A 17,600-nucleotide genomic window follows, 5' to 3' on the forward strand; every position below is an offset into this window, starting at 1 on the left:
TCGAGGGGGGCTTCTATCGAGCGTTTCGTACCGCGACAGGGATGTGCAGGGGTTACAGAACCGATTCGACACACGACGGCGGGGGGGGGGGGGNCTCCGGCCTCAGCCGCGCAGGCTCGCCCCGGTGCGCTCGGCGGCCACGGCGACGGCGGCGTCGCGGGCGGCCCCGGCCTCCTCCGCGGTCAGGGTGCGGTCGGGGGCGCGGAAGCGCAGCGCGAAAGCGACGGACTTGTTTCCCTCACCGACCTGATCGCCCGTGTAGACGTCGAACAGGCGCACGCTCTCCAACAGGTCCCCGGCTCCCTCGGCCAAGGCGTCGCTGAGCGTCCCTGCCGGGACCTTCTCGTCCACGATCAGCGCCACGTCCTGAGTGGCGACCGGGTAGGTGGAGACCTCCGGGGCACCCACCCGGGTGCGGGCGCTCTCGACCACGTCCAGATCGACCTCGGCGGCCGCTGTGCGGGCGGGCAGGCCGAAAGCCTGGATCGCGCGCGGGTGCAGCTCCCCGGCATGGCCGGCGAGCACACGCTCACCGTTCACACGCACGTACAGCGCGGCGCAGCGGCCGGGGTGCCACGGCGCGTACTCCGCGGCCTCGACCTCCAACCCGACACCGGCGACACGGGCCAGGTCGCGGACGGCCTGGATCGCGTCGGCCCAGATGGCCTCACGCCCCTGACCCCACCAGCCGGCGCGCTCGGCGCGGCCGGCCAGGACCACACCGGTGCGGCGGGGCTGGTGCGGCAGAGCGGCGTCCACACGCGCGATCTCCTCGGCGCTCGGGCCGCGCTCCACCGACAGGATCGGTGCGTCACCGCCGTGGCTGGGCAGGTAGACCAGGCCCGTCTCGAACAACGCCACGTCGTGGAAGCCACGGCTGACATTGCGGGCCAGGCTCTTGAACAACCCCGGAAGCAGCGTCGTGCGCAGCAGCGGTTCCCCGTCGTTGAGCGGGTTGGCCAGGCGCACGCTGTCACGGCGCGGGTCCTCCGCCCCGAGCTGGAGACCGTCCAGATCACGCTCACCCACGAACGGGTAACTGAGCACCTCGGTGTGGCCGGTGTCCGCGAGCGTACGCCCGAAGGCGCGGCGCAGGCGCTGGCTGTCGCTCAGACCGCGCCCGGGCCCGCTCAGCCGCACCGCCGGGATGTTCTCGTACCCCTCGAACCGGATGATCTCCTCGGCGAGGTCGTTGGGGTCCTCCAGGTCGGGGCGCCACGTGGGCGGGGTGACCGTGAGGATCCCGTCGCCGCCCTCCACGGTGCAGCCGATGGCCCGCAGGTGCTTCTCGGCAGTGCCCTCGGGGTAGTCGACCCCGGCCACCGACCCCGGATGGGAGGCACGCATCGTGATGGTGCGCTCCGGCGCCGGCCGTGTGACGTGGGTGTAGGCGCTCTCGGCGCTCGCCCCGCCCAGTTCGGCGAGGAGCTCGACGGCGCGGGTGGCGGCGGCGAGCTGCACGGCCGGGTCGACACCGCGCTCGAAGCGGCGCGAGGCCTCCGAGGACAGCTGATGGCGCCGGGAGGCGCGCGCGATGTGCATCTGGTCGAAGTGGGCGGATTCCACCAGCACGTCGGTGGAGCTCAGACCGATCTCGGTGTCGAGCCCGCCCATGACACCGGCGATCGCCTGCGCACCGCTCTCATCGGCGATGACGATGTCGTCGGGGTCGAGGGAGCGGCGCACGTGGTCCAGGGTCTCCAGCTTCTCCCCCGCCTCCGCTGCGCGCACGGTGACGGTACCCCGGAGGCGCTCCCGGTCCCAGGCGTGCAGCGGCTGGCCGAGCTCGAGCATGACGTAGTTGGTCACGTCCACGGCCAGGGAGACGGGACGCACACCGCTCTGGTGCAAGCGGCGCTTCATCCACAGCGGGGTGGGCGCCTCGGGGTCGAACCCGGTGGCCCCGCGCAGGACGAGTCGGCCGGCCAGGGCCGGGTCCGCGATCGCGGCGGGGTGCCCCTCACCCGTGGGCTCGGCGACGCCGATCTCGGCCGGGTCGAGCAGGTCGGCCCCGTAGAGCGTGGCGGTGTCACGGGCCACGCCCCGCATCGACAGCGCATACCCGCGGTCGGGGGTGACGGCGATGTCGAGCACGTCCTCGCGCAGGCCCAAGGGGCCGACGGCGTCCTGGCCCGGTTCACCGAAGCCCTCGGGCAGCACGACGATGCCGGTGTGGTCCTCCCACAGGCCCAGTTCGGTGGCCGAGCAGATCATGCCGGCCGACATCCGGCCGTAGGTCTTGCGCGCCCCGATCTCGAAACCGCCGGGCAGGACCGCGCCGGGCAGGACGGCAACGATCAGGTCGCCCTCGGAGAAGTTGCGTGCACCGCAGACGATCTCCTGGGGCTCACCGGTGCCGTTGGCCTCGCCGACGTCGACGCGGCAGAAGCGGACGGGCTTCTTGAAGCCGGTGAGTTCCTCGATCTCCAGGACACGGCCGAGAACGAGCGGGCCCTTCAGGTCGGCGCCGAGGGTGTCGACGGTCTCGACCTCCAGGCCGGCCAGGGTCAGGCGACCGGCGAGGTCGCGTGCGGTCACGTCGGCGGGCAGGTCGACGTACTCCCGCAGCCAGGTCATGGGGACTCGCATCAGATCTCACTCCCGAACGCCGAGGAGAAGCGGATGTCGCCCTCGACCATGTCGCGCATGTCGCGCACCCCGTGCGCGAACATCAGTGTCCGTTCGATGCCCAGGCCGAAGGCCCAGCCGCTGTAGACCTCGGGGTCGACCCCGGCGGCCGTCAGCACCCGCGGGTTCACCACACCGCAGCCGCCGATCTCGATCCAGCCCTCGCTGGAGCAGGTACGGCAGGGGGGGNCATCGGGATTGCCCACGGAAGCACCCCGGCACACGAAGCACTCCATGTCCACTTCGGCCGAGGGCTCGGTGAAGGGGAAGTAGGAAGCACGGAAGCGCGTGCGCAGGCCCTCACCGAAGACGGCGCCGACGAAGGAGTCGATGGCACCGCGCAGGTGGGCCAGGGTGATGCCCCGGTCCACGACCAGGCCCTCGAGCTGGTGGAAGACCGGGGTGTGCGTGGCGTCGAGCTCGTCGGTGCGGAAGGTCTTGCCCGGAGCGACCACGTAGACCGGCAGCTCGCGCTCGAGCAGGGCGCGCACCTGGACCGGAGAGGTGTGGGTACGCAGGACCATGCCGGAGTCGCCGCTCTTCCCGCTCTCCACGAAGAAGGTGTCCTGCATCGTGCGGGCGGGGTGGTCCGGCTCGAAGTTGAGGGCGTCGAAGTTGAACCACTCGGCCTCGACCTCGGGGCCCTCGGCGACCTCGAAGCCCATGCCGACGAACACGTCGGTCATGCGCTCGGCGACGGTGGTCAGCGGGTGGCGCGCGCCGCGGAGCGTGCGGTCCCAGGGCAGGGTGACGTCGACGCGCTCCTCCACGAGGACCCGCTCGTCGCGCTCGGTCTCCAGGACGGCCTGGCGGGCCTTGAGGGCCTGGCCGACATCGCGGCGGGCCCCGCCCACGCGCTTTCCGGCGTCGGCCTTGGCGGCCGGCGGCAGAGCGCCGATCTCCCGGTTGGCCAGAGCCAGTGGGGAACGGTCCGAGGCGTGGGCGAGCCGGACCTCCTTGAGTTCGCCGAGGTCGCCGGCGGCCTCGATGGCCGACAGCGCTTCCTCGCGCATACGGGCGACCTCGTCGGGGTGCAGGGGTGTCACCTCGACCGGGTCGTAGGAATTGTTGGGTGCAGACATGATGGGTTGCCTCGCCGCTGGCCCCGGCCCAGGGGTCGGGGCGCACGGCAGTCACGGTCCGCTCGGGGCGGACGAAGCCGACAGGAAGCACAGACGGGTTTCGGGCAGGCCACGGGAGAGCCGGATACGGGACACCGGGGCCGGCCGTTGCGCCCACCGGGATGCTGGAGTGACTGATCTGCTCAGACGAACTCGGGCGCCCCGGCGGGCACGGTAAATCGGAACTCGGCACCGCCACCGGGGGCGCGTCCGACGGTGATCGTTCCGCCGTGGGCCTCCACCAGGCCCTTCACGATGAAGAGCCCGAGGCCGGTGCCGCTCCGGCGCTTGCTGCGCCAGAACTGGCGGAAGACGCGCGGAATGGTCTCGGGCGCAATACCCTGGCCTTCGTCGCGCACCGACACCGCTGCTCCTCCTTCACACGGCTCGATCACCACACTGACAGTACCAGCGCCGTGCCGTACCCCGTTTTCCACGAGGTTGGCCAGGATCTGTTCGAGTTTGTCGGGGTCGAGCCACATCTGCGGGATCTCGTTGTGGACGCGGACGTCGAAGCGGGCCTCGTCCTCGCCGGAGAAGACGCGGCCGGCGACCACGCGCCGGACGGCCTCGTGCAGGTCGACGACCTGGCGGCGCACCTCGAGGCGGCCGGACTCGATACGTGAGACGTCGAGGAGGTCGTGGATGAGGCGGGTGACACGGTCGGCGTCGGCGTTGACCGTCTCCAGCATGAAGAGCTTCTGCTTGTCGGTCAGACGCTCCCACTTGGTGAGCAGGGTCGAGGTGAAGCCCTTGACGCTGGTGAGGGGCGAACGCAGTTCGTGGGCGACCTCGGAGACCAGGTCGGCCCTGCTGCGTTCGGCGCGGGTGGCGGCGTCGCGCAGTGTGACCACGAGGCGGATGAGGTCGCCCTCGGGCCGTGCCCGCACGTAGCGGGCGGCGACGAGGACCTCGCGTTCGTCGGGCAGGGAGAGGGAACGCTCGGCCTGGCGGACCCGGTCTCGGGCGCCGCCGTAGGGGTTGCTGGCCTCCCACCAGTCGTGCCCGTCGGGGCCCACGAACGGCAGGGCCGAGCGGAAGTCGCTTCCCAGGGCGGTCTCGGCGGGGATCCCGGTGAGTTGGGCGGCGAGGCTGTTGAAGAGGATGACGCGGCCGCGGGCATCGGCCACCACGAGACCGTCGGGGAGGTCGTCCGCGCGTAGACCGGAGTCGGGCCCCCCGGCCTTCTCGGCCCCCGGCACCATCCCGTTGGACGGGTATGTGTGCGCGCCGTCCGAGTCCCCCGTCGGCTGGTCCGCCTTCCGGCCGCTGCCCACGCCTCTCCCCGCTCCCTCGAAGGTCCACGATCACAGCACCCGGGCCGCGAACCGTCGACCGGCTCGTTGTCGTACCCGCGAGAACTCCGCAGGCGGTCTACCCTGCACCCCCGAACGGTACGCCCGACCTCCCCGGTCGGCCGCACATGGCGGGGGTCGAGCGTATAGGGGACCGCGGAACTCCGCGCACCCGGTCCGCCGAGAGGCCCCGTCAGACGCTCACGCGTTGTCGTCAAGCCTGCCCGTCCGAGGGCTCGGACGCACCGTTCTACCCGCGACACGGGTAAGGGCATGCGGGTCCGCAGCTGCTACACCTGAACCACCGCGATCCGGGTCAGACCCTATCGGCCCCGAGCAATGGTGCACGTGCATTTCGGATAGATCGGGTCATCGGACCATGGGAACAGGGTCTTTCCGGAAGCCCGGAACAGGCACCACCCGAGCATCGGATCCACCTACTGTGCGTAATCGAATCCGGGGTCAGCTGGACCGACACAGACGACTCGAGAGAGGGATCAGGGCCGGCGCTGCTGCCGCGCGGTCGTGTAAAGACACACCGCTGCGGCCGTGGCCAGATTCAGACTTTCGGCCCCGCCGTAGATCGGGACGCTGACCGCGCCGTCCGTCAGGGACACGACGTCCTTGGGCAGCCCCCAGGCCTCGTTGCCGAAGACCCAGCCGACCGGACCGTCGAGACCACCGGCGTCGGCGACCTCGTGCAGGTCCTCGGTGCCGCTGCCGTCGGCGGCCAACACACGGGCACCGCAGCGGCGCAGCGCCTCGACCGCCTCGTTGACCGGGGCGCCCACCACCACGGGAAGGTGGAACAGGCTGCCGGCGGAAGCGCGCACGCACTTACCGTTGTAGGGGTCCACGGAGGCGTCGGTGAAGACGACCACGTCCGCCCCGGCCGCATCTGCGGTACGCAGTACCGTTCCGGCGTTGCCCGGGTCCCGGACGTGGGAGAGGACGACCGCCAACCGGACATCGCCGACACTCTCCAGAGGGACGTCGACGAACTCGCAGACGGCGATGATGCCCTGCGGACTGACGGTCTGGGCCAACTCGGACATGACCTCCAAGCTGACCCTGTGTACCGGCAACCCCGCCCCATGGGCGGAGTCCACCAGTTCCACGTGGCGGCGCATGGCCTCGGCCGTGGCGAAGAGCTCCACCACGCCCGTGCCCCGGCGCCCTTCGGCCGCCAGGGCCTCACGCACCGCCTGCGGCCCTTCCACGAGGAAACGCCGCTCACGTTGTCGGAAGGTGCGCTTGGCGAGCCGCCGAACCCCCTTGATCCTGGGTGACCGGATACTCGTGAACTCGTGACTCACCAAGGCGCTACCGTTCCGTCAGGCCGCGGTCTGAGCCGGCAAGGCCTGCTTGGCCTTCTCGACGAGCGCGGCGAACGCAGCCTCGTCGTTGACGGCCAGCTCGGCCAGCATGCGACGGTCGACCTCGATCTCGGCCAGCTTCAGGCCCTGGATGAGGCGGTTGTAGGTCATCCCGTGAACGCGGGAAGCAGCGTTGATACGCTGGATCCACAGACGACGGAACTGCCCCTTCCGGTCCTTGCGGTCCCGGTAGGAGTACGTCATCGAGTGGAGCATCTGCTCCTTGGCCTTGCGGTACAGGCGCGAACGCTGACCGCGGTAACCACTTGCACGGTCGAGGATGACCTTGCGCTTCTTCTTGGCGTTGAGAGCCCGCTTCACGCGTGCCACTGTGACTCCCTCATAGTCTCTTCCGGCGCGCACGGCGCGCCGACCGGCCCGGGTCGAGGCCCGGCGGCCGTGTTCGCTTCAGGTGTGGGGTGTCCCCGGGGGCGGCGGCACAGCGACTGCGCTTCACCGCCGGCGGACGACAGACTCGTCGGCTCGGCTGTATCAGCCGGTCTTACCTACCGAGGAGCTTCGAGATCTTCTTCTCGTCCGCGGGAGCGAGCACGACCTCGTCGGAGAGACGGCGCTTACGCTTGGAGGTCTTGTGCTCGAGGATGTGGTTCTTGTTGGCACGGCGGCGCATGATCTTGCCGGAACCGGTGACCCGGAAACGGTCCTTGGCTCCACTGTGGGACTTGTTCTTCGGCATGTCGCCGTCGTCTCCTACTCCGTCGGCGCGTATCCCGCTCGAAACGGGTCACGCTGTTCTTCCGCTGCTACGGCGGGCCCTCGAGGGCGCCGCCTCGCGCATCTGGACCGCTGGGCGCACAGCCCTTCCCACCACCCGGTCTCCGCCTGGGCGTCGGCCGGGCGGTGGAGGACCAGCCCTGTCGCCGCTAGGCCTTGTCGCGCTGCTCGCGGCGGGACTTCTCCCCCGCAGCAGCCGCTCGGGCCTCGGCCTTGTGCTCGGAACGCCGCTTGTGCGGACCGATCACCATGACCATGTTGCGGCCGTCCTGCTTCGGCTGGGATTCGACCTGGCCGAGATCCTTGACGTCCTCCGCGAGGCGTGCCAGCAGCCGGCGACCCAGCTCGGGGCGGGACTGCTCGCGACCACGGAACATGATCGTCACCTTGACCTTGTCCCCACCCTTGAGGAACCGGACGACGTGACCCTTCTTGGTCTCGTAGTCGTTCGGGTCGATCTTCGGGCGGAGCTTGATCTCCTTGATGATCGTATTCGACTGGTTCTTGCGCGACTCGCGTGCCTTGACCGCGGACTCATACTTGTACTTGCCGTAGTCCATCAGCTTGGCGACCGGAGGACGGGCGGTCGGTGCGACCTCGACGAGGTCGAGGTCGGACTCCTGGGCCAGACGCAGCGCGTCCTGGACCGAGACGATTCCGACCTGCTCACCGTTGGGTCCGACGAGTCGGACCTCGGGAACCCGGATACGGTCATTGATGCGGGGCTCGGCGCTGATGGGACCCCTCCCTAGCTTTCTCGGATTACCTGGGACCGGCCGCCCGGTGGGCGGTCCGCTCGGCCGCACGGCCACCCTCGGGTGTTCCGGTCGACCGGGTCGGGGTCCCCGTGAAACGCGAAAACCCCGCCAGCGAATGCAAGCGGGGCGTACCGACCGGATTATTCCGTCACGGGCCGACGCCGTAGAACACCGGCCTCACCGGTGCCGCACGCGACGTCGGGCCCGTATCGACGGGCCGGAACCCACTCGGGCGGTACCCGGCGGGTGGGAGGAACACCTCCGCTTGCGCGTCCGGTGTGCTCGAAACGCACCGGACCAAGTCGTTGTGCACCAATATACCAGGCGCCGGAAGCGCTCGGGACACTCAGTTCCGCGCCTCACGCGCACGGCGGTCCAGCTCGGCCTCCCCCGCCGCGCGCATGGCATCGACCGGGACGTCCTCGCGCCCGGTCATCAGGCGCACCTGGGCCACGGCCTGGTGCAGCAGCATCGGGAAGCCCCCGACCACACGGCCCCCTCGCCCGGCGACCGCGCGTGCGGCCTCCGTGGGCCAGGGGGCGTAGACCACGTCGAACAGGTCGGCGCGGGAAGCGGCCAGTGCGTCACGGTAGCGGTCGGCCGCCCCCGAGGGCAGCGTGGACACCACCAGGTCGACGTCGATGCGGTCCTCCAGTTCCTCCAGAGGGGCCACCTCGATGTCGAGGCCGAGCCTGCGGACCGCCTCGGAGACCTCCCCGGTGCGCGCGACGTTGCGAGCCAGGAGGGTGAGGGACTCCTGCACGTCCAGTTCCCGCAGGGCCGCGAGCGCGGAGGCCGCGGTGGCGCCCGCGCCGAGCACCAGGCAACGGCGCGGTGCCTTGATCCCGGCCTCGGTCAGAGCGGTGGTGATGCCTTCGACATCGGTGTTGTGGGCACCCCAGGAACCGTCGCCGGCCCGCACCAGGGTGTTGGCACCGCCCACGGCCCGGGCCGTGGGCGAGACCCGGTCGGCCAGCTCCATGGCCCTGCGCTTGAGCGGCATGGTCAGCGACAGGCCGGCCCAGTCCGCACCGAGACCGCGCAGGAACGGGGCGAGCTCATCCTCCTCACACTCGTGCAGGCCATAGGCCCACCCCTCCAGGCCCATGGAGCGGTGGGCGGCTCCGTGCAGAACGGGCGAGAGGGAATGGGCCACCGGGGAACCCAGGACGGCGGCGCGCATCTACTCGCCACCTCCCCAGTTCTCCTGGAACCGCGCCTTGAGCTCCTCGAACTCCTCGTGGCTGTCGGTGAACTCGGTCACGCCGTTCTCGGGGTCGGTGGCAACGAAGTAGAGCCAGTCGCCCTCCTCCGGTTCCAGGGCGGCCTCGATGGCGTCCACCCCCGGCGCCACGAACGGGCCCGGGATCAGACCGGTGTTGTAGTAGGTGTCGAACCCGCTGGTGTCGGCCTCGCACTCGGCGAGCTGGTCGTTGTCGAGCGCGATGCCGTAGGTGTCGATGGCGTAGAAGCAGGTGCTGTCCATCTGCAGCGGCATGTCGATGTCGAGCCGGTTGTGCACCACACGGGAGATCTTGGGCATGTCCTCGGCGCTACCGCTCTCGGCCTGCACGATCGAGGCGATGGCCATGATCTCGTTGGGGTCGTAGCCGACCTCTGCGGCGCGGCCCTCGAGATCGATCTCGTCGGCGGTCTGACGGTACTGCGTGACCATGGTCTTGAGTACGGACAGCGGATCGGCGTCGGGCTCGAAACGGTAGGTCGAGGGGAAGAGGTAACCCTCGGGCCCCTCCGTCGCGTAGTCGGGGAGGTTGAGTTCCTCGGTCTGCTCGTAGGCCTCCTGCAGCTCCGCCTCACTGATGGCGGTCTGCTCGTCGATCGAGCGCATTATGCGCTCGGCACGCAGGCCCTCGGGGATGCTCACCCGCCCGCCGAGGCGGTTGTCCGAGTCGAACAGGGCCTCGACAGCGTGCTCGGCGCTCATCTCCTCGGCGAGGCGGTAGGTGCCGGGGGTGAGCTCCTGGTCGGGCACGGCACCCAGGGCGTTGGTGAAGGAGCGTTTGCTCGCGACCACGTTCTCGTCGGCGAGGTTCTCCGCGACGGCGGCGCCGCTCTCGCCCTCCTCGATGACGAAGGTGACCTCGCCCGTTCCCTCGCCCTCGTGATCGGCGGGGAAGACGTAGAGGCGCCCCACACCGAAACCACCACCGGCGATGGCCAGCACCAGGACCGTGGCCATGAGGCCCATCCGGTTCTTGCCCTGCTTGCCGCCCCTGGCCTTCCTGCCCTGCTTGCCCTTGTTCTGGGCGCGGCGCTGGGCCTCCTTGAGCTTGCGGCGGCTGCTGCGGCTGCCTCCGTAGGCCTCTGCGATGTCGGCGAGTCCGGGCTCGTGGTCCTCGTCGTCCTCGGGCTCTTCTTCCTGTGCCTCGACGGTCTCCTCGGCCGCTTCGGGTTCTTCGACCGGCGCCCCCTTGCGGCGGGGACGCCGTCCACGGCCCCGGCGGCGGGAGCGGGGCTCCTTCTGGGGCTCCTCCTCCTGGACCGTTTCCGCCGCAGGGGCGGTCTCGGCCTCCTGCTCGGCCGCACGGCGGGGACGCCGTCCGCGGCCCCGGCGGCGGGAGCGGGGCTCCTTCTGGGGTTCCTCCTCCTGGGCCGTTTCCGCCGCAGGGGCGGTCCCGGCCTCCTGCTCGGCCGCACGGCGGGCACGCCGGGACCGCCGAGGGGGCCGTGGTTCCTCCGGTTCGGGCTCCGGCTCGGGTCCGGTCGCCGCGAAGGCCCCCGAGTGCCGGGCATCAGCGTCGTGGGCACCACTGTCCCAGGGCTCCGGGGCGGGCATCGAACCGCTGTCCTCGGCTCGTCGGCGACGGCGGCTGCGGCGGCGCGGAGGTTCCTCCTCCTCGTCCTCGTCCTTCACGCGGGAGAAGACCCCGGAGTCGGCGGAGGTGTGCACGCCCGGGAAGTTGCCGCTGTCGAAGACATCGGTCTCGTCGGGAACCTCGGCGAGGAAACCGTCCCCGGAGTTCTGCTCGGGCCGGGCGCGGCGGCGCGAACGGCGGCCGGAGGGCGGCTCCTCGAGAGCCCGGCCGTCGGGATCCGGGGCCTCGACGCGCTGCCGGCGCCCGCGGCGGGGACCGGGGTCGGCCTCCTCGGCGGGGGCACCGTCCCACGGGGAGGAGCCGCTCGCGGGACCGTCGGCACGGGGGTCCTGGATGGCCGACGGGTCACCGCCGAGCTCGGCCAGCGCCGCCAAGGCGTCCTGGGCGGGGGCATGGTGCTCGGGGCGTCCCTCCCCGGTGCGTGCCGCGCGTCCACCGCGAAGGGCCTCGGCTGCACCGCTGCGGCGCGAGGGTTGATCACCCGGGTCCGGGGGCTCGGACCGGTGCCGCCGCCCGCGAGGCGGCTCCTGGCCCGCCGCCGGTTGCTGCGGCCATGCCTCGGAGGGCTCCCTACGCGCCCGGCGTCCCCGCGGCGGGGGATGCGCAGGCGGCGGATCGCTGAGCGGATCATGGTCGTAACCGCGCTCGGCACGTCCACGGTAGGGATCGTTGGGGTAATCATCCCTGTCGGTCATCATTCTCCTTGGCTGGAGCGAACGATCTCGCCCGGGGGCCGGCCGGTCGACCGTTCCTGGTCCAAGGCGCTCTGCAGGAGAACCGTCGCCGCGGCCTGGTCGATCACCGACCGGCGCGCACGGCCCCCCTTGGCGCCCTTCTTGCCGAAGGAAGCCCCGGAGAGGAGCTGCCCCTGGGCGGTCACGGTCGTCAGTCGCTCATCGACCAGTCGGACCGGGACGGGGTGGAGGAGGCGGGCGAGGCCCTGCGCGAATTCCCGTGCGGAGCGCGCGGAGGGGCCTTCCTCGCCCGACAATGAGGCAGGGTAACCCACCACGACCTCACGTGCCTCACGCTCCACCACCAACTGGGCGATGCGCTGCTTGTCGCCCTGGCCACGCGGGATCGTCTCGACGGGACTGGCGAGCATGCCGCCGGGGTCACTGGCAGCAACCCCGATCCGGGCGTTGCCGGGGTCGATCGCCAAGCGTGCACCGTGCCTCAAGAGGCCGTCTCCCCTGCTCCGGGGACGGTACTCGGGCGGTGAGTGCCGTCGACGGCACCACACCGCGGTTGGGAAATCCTCAACACGGCGGTCCTGTTCATCAACTAACTCGGGGGCGTCACCGCGCAGACAGACGTGAGTTCGGCTGCGGTGCGCCACAGTATGCCCGAATCCGTCACGACACGCAGCACGCTCATGCACGGCTCGTATGGGAGGACCCGACTGGGCACACGATTCGACATTCCGTGCGGGAACGGTGCTCCGTGCACGCGGGTACCGTCCGAGTGTAGGCCACCCCCGTGGGACGTCGGGGCATCCTGGGTGGTCCTGAGCCCTGTTGGCGAGCCGGATCAACGTTTTCAAGTGCGGTTCCGCTCCTCGCGTGTGGCCTGGCGCACGAAAAGCAGGATGCCACCGAACACGTACACGCGCGGTCATCACCACGCCAGGGACCCGGTCCCGCCCGGAACCGGTCCGAGGGCCGTGAGACAGAGGCGGGGCGCCCACGGGACGGACCCGCGGACGCCCTCACCATCGTCCGTTCCGGCGGTCAGGACGCGGCCACGGCCGCCTCCACCGCACGCAGCGCCTCATCGACCTTGCCGGCGTCCTTGCCGCCGCCCTGGGCGATGTCCGGCTTGCCGCCGCCACCGCCGCCGAGCGCACGGGCCGCGACCCCGACGAGGTCTCCGGCCTTGAGGCCCGCCGTACGCGCCGCCTCGTTGGTGGCGATCACTACGACCGGGCGGTCCTTGGGCACCGCGGTCATCGCCACGACCACCGGCTCCTCCTGGCTCAGGCGCCCGCGCACATCGAGGACGAGGGTGCGCAGATCGTCCGCGGAGGCACCCTCGGGCGCCCGCTCCGCCACCACCTGGGTGTCACCGTGCCGGCGCGCACCGGCCGCGAGGGCACCGGCCGCCTGCAGCACCTGGTCTGCACGCAGCTTCTCGATCTCCTTCTCGGCCGCGCGCAGACGCGTGACCATCGAGTCGATGCGCTCGGGCAGCTCTTCACGCGGGGTCTTGAGCTGCTCGGAGAGTTGGCCCACCAGCGCCGACTCCTTGGACAGCCGTTGGAAGGCGTCCGCGCCCACCGCGGCCTCCACACGGCGCACGCCCGAACCGATGGAGGACTCCCCCAGCAGCTTGACGATGCCGAGCTTGGCCGTGGAACCGACGTGGGTGCCGCCGCACAGTTCGACGGAGTAGTCGCTCATCTCCACCACGCGCACACGGTCGCCGTACTTCTCACCGAACATGGCCAGCGCGCCCATATTCAGCGCTTCGTCGAGGTCGCGCTCCTGGGTGCGCACCTCGATGTCCCCGCTCAGGACGGAGTTGACCTCTTCCTCGACCTCGGCCAGGCGCTCGGGCCCGACCTGGCTGTCGGCGGTGAAGTCGAAACGCAGCTGGCCCGGTCGGTTCTCGGAACCGGCCTGGCCGGCCGAGGGGCCCAGCGAGTTGCGCAGTGCGGAGTGGATGAGGTGGGTGGCCGAGTGCGAACGCTCGATCGCGCGGCGCCGGCCGGTGTCGATCGAGGCGTGCACGGTGTCGTCCAGGACCACCTCGCCCGAACGCACGGTGCCGCGGTGCACGAACAGGCCCGGTACCGGCTTCTGCACGTCCTCGACGTCCACGACGCCGCGCCCGTCGACGGCGAGCGTGCCCGTGTCGGCGAGCTGGCCGCCGCTCTCGGCGTAGAACGGGGTGCGGTCCAGCACGAGCTCGACCTTCTGGCCGGCGCGCGCGGCGGGTACACCCTCGCCGTCCACGACCAGGCCCCTGACGTGGGACTCGCTCTCGGCGTCGTTGTAGCCGAGGAAGTCGGTGTCACCGGCCTTCTCGTGCATCTGTGAGTACAGCGAGAGGTCGGCGTTGCCGAGCTTCTTGGCCTTCGCGTCGGCCTTGGCGGTCTGGCGCTGGCGCTCCATGAGCTCGCGGAAGGATCCCTCGTCCACGCTCAGCCCTTGTTCCTGGGCCATCTCCAGGGTGAGGTCGATGGGGAAGCCGTAGGTGTCGTGGAGCTGGAAGGCGTCCGCACCGGAGAAGACCGAACCGCCGGACTCCTTGGTGCGTTCGGCCGCGCGGCCGAACAGCGCGGTACCCGCACGCAGGGTGTTGGCGAAGTTCTGCCCCTCGGTGTCGATCACACCGTGGATGACCTCCGCCTTGTCCGCCAGGTCGGGGTAGATGTCCTTCATCGCGTCGATGCCGACAGCGGTGAGCTCGTGCAGGAACGCGGTGTCGGTGCCCGACAGCAGGCGCAGGTTGCGCACGGCGCGGCGCAGGAGACGGCGCAGCACGTAGCCGGCCTTCTCGTTGCCGGGCTTGACGCCGTCACCGACGAGCATGACGGCGCTGCGCACGTGGTCGGCGACCACACGGAGCATGACGTCGTTCTCGTGGTCCTCGCCGTAGGTGGTCCCGCTCAGCTCCGCGGCCCGGTGCAGCACGCGGCCGATGATGTCGGTCTCGTAGATGTTGTCGACGCCCTGCAGGACCGCCGCCAGGCGCTCCAGGCCCAGGCCGGTGTCGATGTTCTGCCGCGGCAGGTCGCCGAGGATCGGGTAGTCCTTGCCGGCTCCCTCGCCCCGCTCGTACTGCATGAAGACGAGGTTCCAGATCTCGATGTAGCGGTTCTCGTCCGCCGCAGGGCCGCCCTCGGCGCCGTACTCCGGGCCCCGGTCGTAGAAGATCTCGGAGTCGGGACCGCAAGGGCCGGGCACGCCCATGTCCCAGTAGTTCTCCTCCATGCCCAGGCGCTGGATGCGCTCGGGCCGCACGCCCACCTTGTCGCGCCAGATGGAGGCGGCCTCGTCGTCGTCGAGGTAGACGGTGACCCACAGCTTCTCGGGGTCCAGACCGAAACCGCCCTCCTCCACGGGGCTGGTGACCAGCTCCCAGGCGAGGGGGATCGCCCTCTCCTTGAAGTAGTCACCGAAGGAGAAGTTGCCCAGCATCTGGAAGAAGGTCGCGTGCCGGGAGGTCTTGCCGACCTCCTCGATGTCGGTGGTGCGGATGCACTTCTGGACGCTGGTGGCGGTGTCCCACGGGGGCGTGCGCTGGCCGAGGAAGTAGGGCTTGAACGGGACCATGCCTGCCGGGACCAGCAGCAGCGTCGGGTCCTCGGCGATGAGGCTTGCCGAGGGCACCACGGTGTGTCCGTTCTTCTCGAAGAAATTGAGGAAGCGGCGCGCGATCTCAGCCGTCTCCATTGATGCCCTCCTGTGTATTCGCACCAACGCGTGTGCTTTTTGCGGGTGGCCGCCGGGGACCCGCCCTGTTGACGACAACGGCGGCGGCCTCGTTGTTCCAAGGCTAACGCCGCCGGGCACCGGCAGGAGCCGCGTGAGCACGCCGGACCGGCCACCGCGGGAACCGGTCCGCGCTACCGGGGACCGTGGCCCCCGTCCGGTGGGCAGAGGCGGGGAGGGACCGCCCAGGAGGTCCGGCTTCTCGCCGGTCACGGAGCGGACCGGGGTGGCACACTCGGCGCCGGGGCCGTGTGTGCCACCCGCGGATCAGTACTGCGGCCCGGGGGCGAACCCCTGGGGCGCGGGCGAGTAGAAGGCCCGCGACACCGGCACCGCCATCAGCACGATGATGCCGACGGTGAACAGCAGGGGGACGATCGCGAGGATGTTCGCCGCGAACACGAGCGAGATGACCAGGAGCAGGGCGGACAGGATCTGGAAGACGACTGTGCCCCAGAGGATGACCCCGCTGCGCCGTCCCATGAAGGAGGCCAGCAGGGTGGAGATCAGCCCGTAGACGAAGGGGATCGCACCGACCCCGGCGAGGAGGCCGATCACCTCGTTCGCCCCGATACCGGCAGGCATGCCGGCATCCTGGGCGAGGATCTCGTTCATCTCCTGGATCGCCTGCTGATCACCGGCGATGAATACGGCCGAGGCCAGGATCGCACCGCCGAGGAGCAGGCCGAAGATCCCGCCGATGAACTGAAACACCCGGGCGGTGATGACGGTACCGGGCATCTTGCCCTCGGTCTGGGTCGCACCAGGGCCCATGGGCGGCGGACCGGGAGGCATCCCGGGCTGCCCCTGGGGCGGGTAACCGCCGGACTGGCCGTATCCCGGGGGCGGGTAACCGCCCGAGGGATGGGCACCCCCCTGCGGGGGATTCTGGCCCGACGGATACGGTCCGCCCTGGCCCGGGTTGTTGTAGGGGTCGTGCGGCTGCATCGCCCAGCCTTCCGTGTGTGTATGTGGATGATGCTCGGAAGAGCAGAGCCAACCCTACAAAACGGGCGGCTCATGCTTACCTGCACCTACCTGGACGTATACCCACAACAACCGGTTCCCCCACAGGACACACGTTCGGCCCGCGCCCTCTCTCAGTACTGCGGCCCTGGGGCGCAGGCGAGTAGCGAATAGAAGGCCCGCGGTGTCGGCACCACCATCAGCACGATGATGCCCACGGTGAACACCGAGGGGAGGACGGTACCGGACGTCTTTCCCCGGGGCTGGACCGCCCCGGGGCCCATGGGCGGCGGACCGGGAGGCATCCCGGGCTGCCCCTGGGCGGGTAATCGCCCGAAGGGTGACACCCCCAGCGGGGGATACGGGCCAGGCGGGTTCTGCCCACCCGGAACCGGCTGATCGCAGGGGTCGTGCGGCTGCCTCGCCCAGCCTTCCGTCTGTTTGCGTGGATACCGCTCGAGAGAGCAGAGCCAAGCCTACGGAACGGGCCGCTTCACACCGATGCGGCTCCGGCTCCCGCACGGCCCCGGGCAGGTGGGACCACCCGCTCAGCGTCCGCCGTCACCCTCGGCGGGGATCGCCCCGCGATCGCGGGGCGCGTACCTGCGCATGAGCTCTTCCTCCTGGTCCCGTACGGCACCGGCCAGGTCCTCGTTGAACTCGCGCAGGGCACCCCTGTACTCGCTCACGTGGCCCTCGACGCGGTGGGCGATCCCGCCGGGGGTCAGGGCACGCCGCGCGCGCTCGACCCGGTGGACGAGGTAACCGCCCACGGCGGCACCCGCGGCGAGATAGAACAGGCGGCGGATCACCGGCTCGCCTCCTTGCGCTTGCGGGTGCGAACCAGGGCGAGGGCGCGGCGCCGGCCCATCACGCGGCGGATCGCGTAATTGAACGAGGCGATCTTGACCAGTGGTCCGGTGAAGACCGAGCGTGTCAGCGCGGTCATGGTGGAGACGTCCTCGGAGGAGGACTGCATGTTCGCGGTGATCTCCTCCACACGCTCCAGGGAGGTGTTGGCGCGATCCACGGTGGAGGACATGTCCTCCAGGATCGGCGGCGTACGATCCCCCAGCTCGGAGACGACCTTGGTCGTCGCGTTGATGAGTTTGATGAGTTTGACGAGGGCCACACACAAGAAGGTGGCCAGCACCGCCCAGACCACCGCTGCGACGAGCGCGGCGACCTCTCCTCCGGTCAGCATTGAGGCTCCGTAGGCAGGTTGAGGGTTGAAGTGGAGGGTGGGGCCCTGGGGGTGGCGTCCGGTCGCCCGTCCGGGCTTCCCACGTCCTCGGCCGTCCGTCAACGGCTAGGGGAACGGCCGATTTTCGGCCGACCCTATCGCGTCCGCACCCCGGGAGCAGCGGCGGCACGCCATCACGGCCCACGCCCTCGACCGTCCGGAACCCCCCGTCGCTCGGTCACGGGCCGCGATCAAGGGTTCGACG

The 17,600-nt window shown here is 70.5% G+C and carries 14 protein-coding genes; all 14 read right to left on the minus strand.

The window, feature by feature from the left end; genetic code table 11:
• Positions 1 to 102 precede the first annotated feature (102 nt).
• A complete protein-coding gene (pheT, locus tag D473_RS0113890) occupies positions 103 to 2,589 on the minus strand; it encodes a phenylalanine--tRNA ligase subunit beta (RefSeq protein ID WP_026126934.1) in 2,487 nt (828 codons plus the stop codon).
• On the minus strand, positions 2,589 to 3,710 hold the full coding sequence (pheS, locus tag D473_RS0113895) for a phenylalanine--tRNA ligase subunit alpha (protein ID WP_017609672.1): 1,122 nt from the start codon (positions 3,708 to 3,710) through the stop codon (positions 2,589 to 2,591). Before pheS ends, pheT begins: the two co-directional genes overlap by 1 nt.
• 182 nt (positions 3,711 to 3,892) lie before the next feature.
• The gene (locus D473_RS0113900; protein WP_017609673.1) at positions 3,893 to 5,026 is read right to left on the minus strand and encodes a sensor histidine kinase; all 1,134 of its coding nucleotides are present in this window, start codon (positions 5,024 to 5,026) and stop codon (positions 3,893 to 3,895) included.
• A gap of 515 nt (positions 5,027 to 5,541) precedes the next feature.
• Entirely contained in the window at positions 5,542 to 6,363 is an 822-nt protein-coding gene (locus D473_RS0113905) for a TrmH family RNA methyltransferase (RefSeq protein ID WP_017609674.1), read from the minus strand.
• A gap of 15 nt (positions 6,364 to 6,378) precedes the next feature.
• Entirely contained in the window at positions 6,379 to 6,750 is a 372-nt protein-coding gene (rplT, locus tag D473_RS0113910; RefSeq protein ID WP_017609675.1) for a 50S ribosomal protein L20, read from the minus strand.
• Between the two features lie 172 nt (positions 6,751 to 6,922).
• Positions 6,923 to 7,117 carry a 50S ribosomal protein L35 gene (gene rpmI / locus D473_RS0113915; protein WP_017576762.1) on the minus strand — a complete coding sequence of 65 codons (195 nt, stop codon included), beginning with the start codon at positions 7,115 to 7,117 and terminating at the stop codon, positions 6,923 to 6,925.
• A gap of 187 nt (positions 7,118 to 7,304) precedes the next feature.
• Positions 7,305 to 7,961 (minus strand): translation initiation factor IF-3, encoded by a 657-nt coding sequence (gene infC / locus D473_RS0113920; protein WP_241474796.1) that lies wholly within the window; start codon positions 7,959 to 7,961, stop codon positions 7,305 to 7,307.
• 298 nt (positions 7,962 to 8,259) lie between these two features.
• On the minus strand, positions 8,260 to 9,096 hold the full coding sequence (locus tag D473_RS0113925; RefSeq protein ID WP_017609677.1) for a shikimate dehydrogenase: 837 nt from the start codon (positions 9,094 to 9,096) through the stop codon (positions 8,260 to 8,262).
• Entirely contained in the window at positions 9,097 to 11,445 is a 2,349-nt protein-coding gene (mltG, locus tag D473_RS0113930) for an endolytic transglycosylase MltG (RefSeq protein ID WP_026126936.1), read from the minus strand.
• On the minus strand, positions 11,445 to 11,930 hold the full coding sequence (gene ruvX / locus D473_RS0113935) for a Holliday junction resolvase RuvX (protein WP_026126937.1): 486 nt from the start codon (positions 11,928 to 11,930) through the stop codon (positions 11,445 to 11,447). Before ruvX ends, mltG begins: the two co-directional genes overlap by 1 nt.
• A 550-nt stretch (positions 11,931 to 12,480) precedes the next feature.
• A complete protein-coding gene (gene alaS, locus D473_RS0113940) occupies positions 12,481 to 15,147 on the minus strand; it encodes an alanine--tRNA ligase (RefSeq protein WP_017609680.1) in 2,667 nt (888 codons plus the stop codon).
• Between the two features lie 306 nt (positions 15,148 to 15,453).
• Positions 15,454 to 16,134 carry a hypothetical protein gene (locus D473_RS0113945; protein WP_017609681.1) on the minus strand — a complete coding sequence of 227 codons (681 nt, stop codon included), beginning with the start codon at positions 16,132 to 16,134 and terminating at the stop codon, positions 15,454 to 15,456.
• A gap of 566 nt (positions 16,135 to 16,700) precedes the next feature.
• Entirely contained in the window at positions 16,701 to 16,964 is a 264-nt protein-coding gene (locus D473_RS0113955) for a hypothetical protein (protein WP_017609683.1), read from the minus strand.
• Positions 16,961 to 17,356, minus strand: a complete 396-nt coding sequence (locus D473_RS0113960) for a DUF948 domain-containing protein (RefSeq protein WP_017609684.1) — start codon at positions 17,354 to 17,356, stop codon at positions 16,961 to 16,963. The genes D473_RS0113955 and D473_RS0113960 overlap by 4 nt, the downstream gene beginning before the upstream one ends.
• Positions 17,357 to 17,600: the final 244 nt, after the last annotated feature.

Origin of the sequence: Nocardiopsis xinjiangensis YIM 90004 (assembly GCF_000341145.1) — a bacterium.
Classification (GTDB): Bacteria; Actinomycetota; Actinomycetes; order Streptosporangiales; family Streptosporangiaceae; genus Nocardiopsis; species Nocardiopsis xinjiangensis.